General features: G+C 64.2%; 3 protein-coding genes and 3 tRNA genes. All 6 read left to right on the forward strand.

Going from position 1 to position 7,494, the window contains the following annotated elements; all coding sequences use genetic code 11:
* Window positions 1–150: 150 nt before the first annotated feature.
* Complete coding sequence (locus HMPREF2682_RS00425; protein ID WP_210400844.1) at window positions 151–3,507, forward strand: bifunctional [glutamine synthetase] adenylyltransferase/[glutamine synthetase]-adenylyl-L-tyrosine phosphorylase; 3,357 nt, start codon at window positions 151–153, stop codon at window positions 3,505–3,507.
* A gap of 387 nt (window positions 3,508–3,894) precedes the next feature.
* Window positions 3,895–3,967 (forward strand) — tRNA-Gly (locus tag HMPREF2682_RS00430).
* Between the two features lie 47 nt (window positions 3,968–4,014).
* A tRNA-Cys gene (locus tag HMPREF2682_RS00435) sits at window positions 4,015–4,085 on the forward strand.
* A 24-nt stretch (window positions 4,086–4,109) separates the two neighbouring features.
* Window positions 4,110–4,181, forward strand: a tRNA-Val gene (locus HMPREF2682_RS00440).
* A 511-nt stretch (window positions 4,182–4,692) separates the two neighbouring features.
* The gene (locus HMPREF2682_RS00445) at window positions 4,693–5,685 is read left to right on the forward strand and encodes an HNH endonuclease (RefSeq protein WP_070830482.1); all 993 of its coding nucleotides are present in this window, start codon (window positions 4,693–4,695) and stop codon (window positions 5,683–5,685) included.
* Window positions 5,686–5,986: 301 nt separating this feature from the next.
* Window positions 5,987–7,348, forward strand: coding sequence for a hypothetical protein (locus tag HMPREF2682_RS00450; protein WP_070830484.1), 1,362 nt, complete (start codon window positions 5,987–5,989; stop codon window positions 7,346–7,348).
* Window positions 7,349–7,494 lie beyond the last annotated feature (146 nt).

The following is a 7,494-nucleotide window of genomic DNA, read 5'->3' on the forward strand; positions in this document are numbered from 1 at the left end:
TCGCATGATGAGTGACCGCTGACAGCCTCAGGGCGGTACCCGCCACCGGTAACACGCCGGCGGGTACCGCCCACAGGTGTATCAGCATCGCTTTTTATCCCGCCGAAATTTATACTCTCTACCCACGGTTCTACCCACAGTTCTCACGCTATGACTGACAGCTCTCACTACCCGGCCACCGGGCTCATCCGCATTGTTGACCCCGCCAAAGAACCCAAGCCGCTGACCGATATCGCCCCCGATGCGCTCGACGACGAACAGCGCGCCGAAGCCGAACGCAAAGCACAGCTGCGCCTGCACACCCGCATGATTGCCACCGGTTTTCACGACCCGTCCAAAGCGGAACGCTGGCTCAACGCGCCCGAACTGCAGCGTGTCTCGCAGGATGCGCTCTTTGCCGGGCTGCGCCTCGCACCCTCACCGGATATTGCGCTGCCCGCCCTTGTGCGCCTCATCGAAAAGCATCCGGCGGTCGCCGAGCGCGCCAACCGCGGCGAGGAAGAATTCGGCATGTACCGCCTGCTCGGTGCATCCCAGGCGATTGGTGATTTCCTCTACCGCCGCCCTGAGCTCATCGATCCGCTCTTCGACACGCAGGTGTACCCCGCCGAGAGCGCGCTGATTCGCTCCCAGCACCCGGCGTCGATTCTGCCGGAGACCGACGGGGAATTCCTGACCCCCATCGCCCCGCTGGACACCCCATACCGCCGCGATATCCTCACCGCCCTCGGCGCGGACCCCCACGCGGAACGTCCGCGCGCTGCCGCAGAGCAGACCGGCAAGGACGGCTACGTGACCCTGCGCGTCGCCTACCGCGCCGCCCTGGCGCGCATCGCCCTGCTCGACGTGTGCTGCGAAGACCCGGTCGAAATGATGCCCACCATCGGTCGGCACCTCGCCGATTTGGCTGCCGCCGCGCTGGAGGGTGCGCTCGCCATTGCCCGCACGGAAGTTGCGGAGGGGGTGGGCCTCGGCCTGGCGGCTCCTCGCCGCGGCGAGGCCGTAGACGCCCTGGACTTGGCGATTATCGGCATGGGCAAGTGCGGTGCCCGCGAGCTGAACTACATCTCTGACGTTGACGTGGTGTATGTGGTTGCGCCGGTTGAACCCGCGCCCACTACCGGGGCAGAGGGGGAGGCCGCCCAGCTCAAGCTCACCGAGAACGAATGTTCCACCATCGGCACGGAACTCGTGCACGCCCTCACCCGCGCCATCATGGGCCCCGCACCCGAACCCGCCCTCTGGGAAGTTGACGCGAACCTGCGCCCCGAAGGTAAGGATGGCCCGCTCGTGCGCACCGTCGAATCTTACGTTCAGTACTACAAGCGCTGGGCAGAAAACTGGGAGTTCCAGGCTCTGCTCAAGGCGCGCCCCATCGCCGGTTCGGCGCAGCTGGGCGCCCGCTACGCCCGCGCCATTGACCCCTTCGTGTGGGAGTCCGCCGCCCGCGAATCCTTCGTGGAATCCGTGCAGGCGATGCGCGCCCGCGTGACCGACAACATCCCCTCGCACCAGGTGGACCGCCAGATTAAGCTGGGCCCGGGCGGCCTGCGCGATATCGAATTCACCGTGCAGCTGCTGCAGCTCGTGCACGGTCGAACCGACCCCGCCGTGCGCACTAAATCCACCGTGGACTCGCTCGCGGCGCTGACCGCGGTCAGCTACATTAGCCGCACCGACGCCGAAGCATTCAGCCGCGACTACAAGAAACTGCGCGTACTGGAGCACCGCATCCAGTTGCAGCAGCTACGCCGCACCCACCTGATGCCCGAGAAGGACGCCGAACAGCGCGCTCTTGCCCGCTCGATTCTGTCCCCGGAACGCAACGGAACGCTTTCTGCCGAGCAGATGCTCAAGGCGTGGCAGAAAATTAAACGGAACGTCCGTTCACTGCACGAGCGGATCTTCTTCCGCCCGCTGCTGGCCGCCGTCTCCACGCTCAGCCGCGACGAAGTAGTGCTCAGCGAGCAGGCGGCACAGGACCGTCTTGCCGCCCTCGGCTACCGCGACCCGCGTGGCGCCATGCGCCACATCAAGGCACTCACCACGGGACTTTCCCGCAGTGCAGACATTCAGCGACACCTCATGCCCGTGCTACTGGGCTGGTTCGCCCGCGGCGTGGACGCGGACGCCGGCCTGCTCGGATTCCGCATCGTCTCCGAATCGCTCGGCAGCACCAGCTGGTACCTGCGCATGCTCCGCGACTCACCCGCAGCCGCCGAACGCCTCAGTCAGCTACTCTCCAGCTCGCGCCCCATGACCGACCTGCTTGAGGATGCCTCCGCCTCCATCGCTTGGCTGGACAAGGTCGCTGACCTCAAACCGCTGGGGGAGGAAGCTCTCGCCTCCGAGATTTCCTCCCTGCTGGCACGCCACGCGGACGCCGCCGAGGCGATGCGCGCCGTGCGCTACCTGCGCCGCCGCGAAACCCTGCGCACCGCCATGGGCTGGACCCTGGGCATCGTCGACATTGAGGACACCTGCGCCGGTCTTGCCGCCATCGACGAGTGCACGATCGGTGCGGCGCTGCAGATTGCCCTGCGTGAACTCCAAGCGGCACCGGAAGGCGCTGAACCCGCGGAAGTAGCCGAGCCCGCCGAAGCTGAGGAGACAGCGGGGGAGAAGCTACTCACCCGCATCGCCGTCATCGGCATGGGCCGCCTGGGCGGCGCCGAGAATGGCTTCGGCTCCGACGCGGACGTCATGTTCGTCCACGAACCCCTCGACGGCGCAGACGAGGACGCCGCGCAGGAACAGGCGGCACGCATTGTCAACCGCACCCTCGCCCTGCTTAAGCAGCCCGTCAAGCCCCCGATTCGCGCCGAGCGCCCCCTCGAAGTAGACGCCGACCTGCGCCCCGAAGGCAAGCAGGGCGCCATCGTGCGCTCCCTGGACTCCTACCGCTCCTACTACGAACGCTGGGCGGAAACCTGGGAGTTCCAGGCGCTCACCCGCGCCCGCCCCATCGCAGGCGACGAGGAGCTTGGCGAGGCTTTTGTGGAGCTCATCGACCCGTACCGCTACCCGGCAACTTTCACGCCCGAACAGGTGCAGCAGATTCGCCGCATGAAAGCGCGCGTTGAAAACGAACGCATGCCACACGGTGCCGACCGCACCCGCCAGCTCAAGCTCGGCCGCGGCGGCCTCTCCGACGTGGAATGGCTAGTCCAGCTCGTACAGCTACGCCACGCGCACGCCGTGCCCGGGCTGCGCACCACCTCCACCCTGAAGGCGCTAAACGCCGCGGTCGAGGCGGGGCTGGTCGAAGCTGCGGACGCTGAAATCCTCAGCGGCGCCTGGCTACTCGCCACGAAGATTCGCGGCGGCAACGTACTGCGCGGCGTGCGCCAATCCGACACCCTACCCTCGGGACGCGCCGACCTGGAAGCAATCGCCCGCTGGTGCGGATACCCCGCCGGCAGCGCACGCGCCCTCGAAGAGGACTACCTGCGCCAAACCCGTAACGCCCGCAAGGTCTACGAACGCCTCTTCTTCGAAGAACTCTAGAAAGACCGCCCTGGCGTTTTTGCCGGTGCGGATTTCATAGGGGAGGGGCGGGGAACCAGGTTCCCCGCCCCTCCTTTTCGTGTCCTTGCGAAAAATTTTGCGGACGTTCTGCAGACATCGTGGAGGACATCGTGTGCCCGCCGCCGCCCTCACGGGAACAGTAACCACCCCAAAACCCCAAAAATGTGACCGGCACCATGAAAATAAATTTTGCTCGCACACCTCAAAAACGAGCCAAAATACCCCGTTCTGCCCCGGAAACACGCGGAACACAAGATGATCTACAAAGGATTTGGCAAACACTCAAAAACCCCGTATAGTATTTACCTGTCAGCACGACGGAGCGAAAAACTCCAACGGAATGATTCAAATTGAATACGCTGATATGCGGTTGTAGCTCAGTTGGTAGAGCACCACCTTGCCAAGGTGGATGTCGCGAGTTCAAGTCTCGTCAACCGCTCGTAAGGACTCCAAGAGTTCGAACGCGTTCCCTCGTGGAGCGTATGCGGTGAGGTGGTCGAGTGGTTAGGCAGCGGCCTGCAAAGCCGTGTACGCGGGTTCGAATCCCGTCCTCACCTCGCAACAAAACAACTGTTTTGTGAGCGCGATTGGCGCAGCGGTAGCGCGCTTCCCTGACACGGAAGAGGTCACTGGTTCGATCCCAGTATCGCGCACAGATAAAGCCCTTAGCTTTCGAGCTAAGGGCTTTTGTGTTTAACTTTTTTGGTTTTGGTTAGAGGGGTGGTGTCCTCCTTGTTCCTACAGGGAACCCGCCCTCGCTTCGCTTCGGGCACCCTGATGTCACGACGGAGGACACCACCCCTCCGCTTCCGTAGGTAAAACACTCGCCCCCGGTTCAGTAAGTGCAGGGCTTGGGTGCGCGATACCGGCATAACGAACTGGAAGGGGAGGGGGCTGTCGCCCTCTCAATCTTTTGCTGGCTCCGCCGAGTCTACATTTGTAGGGCGTGCATCTTACACACGTCCTCCGCGCCGTCGCAAGGAACCCGCCCTCGCTTCGCTTCGGGCACCCTGAGGGCGCATCCGGAAGGTGTAAGTCTGCCCGCCAACCCTTTCAATAGCTCACCGATACGACCAAATGCTTTGCGTGCCGCACCTACCTCCGATACCCTAATGGAGGAAATCTACACTCACAGATACACCGCCGTATCACAAAGGAACACCCATGAAATTCCTCAAAGGGCTCGGCATCTTCTTCGCCGTATGCCTCGCCTTCTCCCTCTGGTACGTCATCCTCGGCGCCGCCATCATCGTGCTCATCGTGGGCATTGTCCTGACCATCCGCAAAAACCGGTACTTCGCAACCCCCGAATTCCAGACGCACCGCCAACGCACCGCCACACTCGCCAGCGAATACAACGAAGTCGCCAGCTACGTACACGACATCTATACTCGCGGAATCTACGAACTCGGCGCCTCCACCAACGGCATGTACAGCCACCTCGCCACCGTCGAAGTTCAACAACCCAAAACCTGGCAGACGCTGCTGCGGAAGAAACCCGAAGAACGCCACCCGCACGTCTACAACTCTTCAAAACAGGTCGTCCTCGAAGCCGAACGGGACCCCATCGGCAGCCTCACCAAATACTTCCACATCGAAGCCGACCTGCAAACCCTCAAAGACGTGCAGCGCCTCTCCGACGATATCGCGCGTCTAGAAACCGCCGTCGACAACGTGCGACGCCGCGAAGACGACATGCTCGCACACATCAACCCGCCCCAATTCATCACCAAGCACTATGCCGACGAGTTCTGGGACAAACTCAACGTCTGCCACGTAGGGCTGACCGTGCCATACCCCGTCTATCGCTTCGAATACACCTCAATCAACGGCAAAGAAAACCGCGCCGTCACCGTCACCCTCGACACCCCAACCCTCGACGCGCTCTCCGAAACCCTCGAACGCAAAATACGCTGGGCATGGCCCGAAGGCGGCAAACGCACCCTCATGACCGCCCAGCTGCGCCAACGCATCAAAGAGCGCGACAACTACACCTGCCAAAATCCCGGATGCGGCAACTCCATCATGCGTGAACGAATCCTCATCCTGGAGGTCGTCCACAAGGTGCCGCTGTCCGAAGGCGGCAACAACGAACCCGAAAACCTGCAGACCCTCTGCTGGCGTTGCGTGCGCGGGCGGAACCTGCGGCTCGCATAAAGCCGCACCTTCCGGAAGCGACATCAGGGTGCCCGCACGGGCGCTCTCCGCAGCGAAGCAAGGAAGAGCGGGAGCCCCGGGTGCGGCGGGTTCCCCTGCAGGAGCGCAGGAAGAGAGCGGCGCGAGGTGCCCAAAGGCTCCCATGCCGCGCTCCAACCAGGGATTTATGTTAAGGCTGAGGTTCAAGGTATGCTTTTCCTCGGCGCTGATTTTCTTTCCGCGGCAAGCAAATCGAGGCCTGCTTGGAATCAAACATCGCTGCGCCGCAAACACATCACCCCACCTGAATAAAGGGCATACCATGTCTACTTCCCTGACCCGCCGCAAGCTCGTCGCTGGTGCAGCCTGGGCGGCACCGGTCGTCGCAGCCTCGGCAACCATCCCCTCCTACGCAGCGTCCGTCTCCGCAGACTGCACGCTCGCCGCACACCCGGCGTACAACATCTCCGGCACCGACGAAGGCGCCAAAACCGTGCAGAGCTTCGCCGTCCCCAACAACGTCTACAAGCTCCGCTTTGAACTGGTCGGCGGCGCGGGCGGCACCAACAACCGCATGACCCCCGCCGGCTCCGGCGCGAAGGTCACCGGCATCATCCCCGTCACCCCCGGCTCCACCGTGCAGATTATCGCCGCGGCAGGCGGCATCGGCGACGGTTCGCTCACCCCCACCGCCGGCGGTGAAGGCTACGGCAACGGCGGCTCCGTACCCGCCTACACGATTCCCGCCAACGTTACCGCGCAGGTGGACGCAAAGTACGCTGACCCGGCAAACTCCAAGAGCCAGGTCTACGCCGCATCCGGCGGCGGCTCCTCCGCACTGCTCATTGACGGCACCGTGGTTGCTGTCGCCGGCGGCGGTGGCGGCGCGGGTATGACCAGCTCCGGCGTGTCCTACGCGGACCCCTGGTACTCCAACCTCGACGGCCAGATCGATGCCGGCGTGGCGGCCCTCGGCTCGGATGCATCCCCGCAGTTCGACGCGGCGGGTAGCGCCTCCGCAGCGGCAGGCTCCAACGGTACCCCCGGCTACGAAATCTATAGGGCTGAACGCTCCAAGGTGCTGACCTACAACTCCGGTTCCGGCGGCGCGGCGGGTGCGGGCGGTGCCGGCGGTGCGGCGGGTACCCTGCCGGTCAGCGGCCCCGTCATCGGTTTCGAGAGCACCAACAACCAGGTTCTGTTCAGCCAGTTTGTTGCCGGCAACGCGGGCACGAGCGGCTTCGCAGGCAACGGCGGCGACGGCGCGGGCGCGTACTCCTACCAGCTCGACGAGAACCCCGCCAGCGTGCACGAGAAGGGCACCTACGAGGACCGCAACTGGGACCTGGACGTCTACAACGACGAAGGCGCGTACGCGCAGAACTTCAACGGCTACCAGTCCGTGGTGTCCGGCGGCGGCGGCGCGGGCTACGGCGGCGGCGGTTCCGGCGCGGCGCAGTCCGTCTCCTCGATTGTGCTGACCCAGAAGTGGCTAAACAGCCCGACCGGTGTGCGCCAGGGCCTGGGCTACACGATGCAGGGCGGCGCCGGTGGCGCGGGCGGCTCGTACCTCGCCCCGTCGGTGAGCGACGGCTCCATCGCCTCGGCCGAGAACGCGCCGCAGTGGATGCGCGAGCGCGGTAACGGCTCCGTAAAGGTGACCTTCTGCGAGGCGGCAGCCTAACCGTTTCTCACGCTGAGGCGCTTGATGGGCGGTGCGCCGCATGTTTCCTTCGTCGCTTGGAAAGCATGAGGGGCGGTGTTCTTCCTCATTCCTACTCAGGTATAGGTGCGCCGCACGTTTCCTCCGCGCCTACGCAGGGGCACCCG

Origin of the sequence: Rothia sp. HMSC061D12 (assembly GCF_001836735.1) — a bacterium.
Classification (GTDB): domain Bacteria; phylum Actinomycetota; class Actinomycetes; order Actinomycetales; family Micrococcaceae; genus Rothia.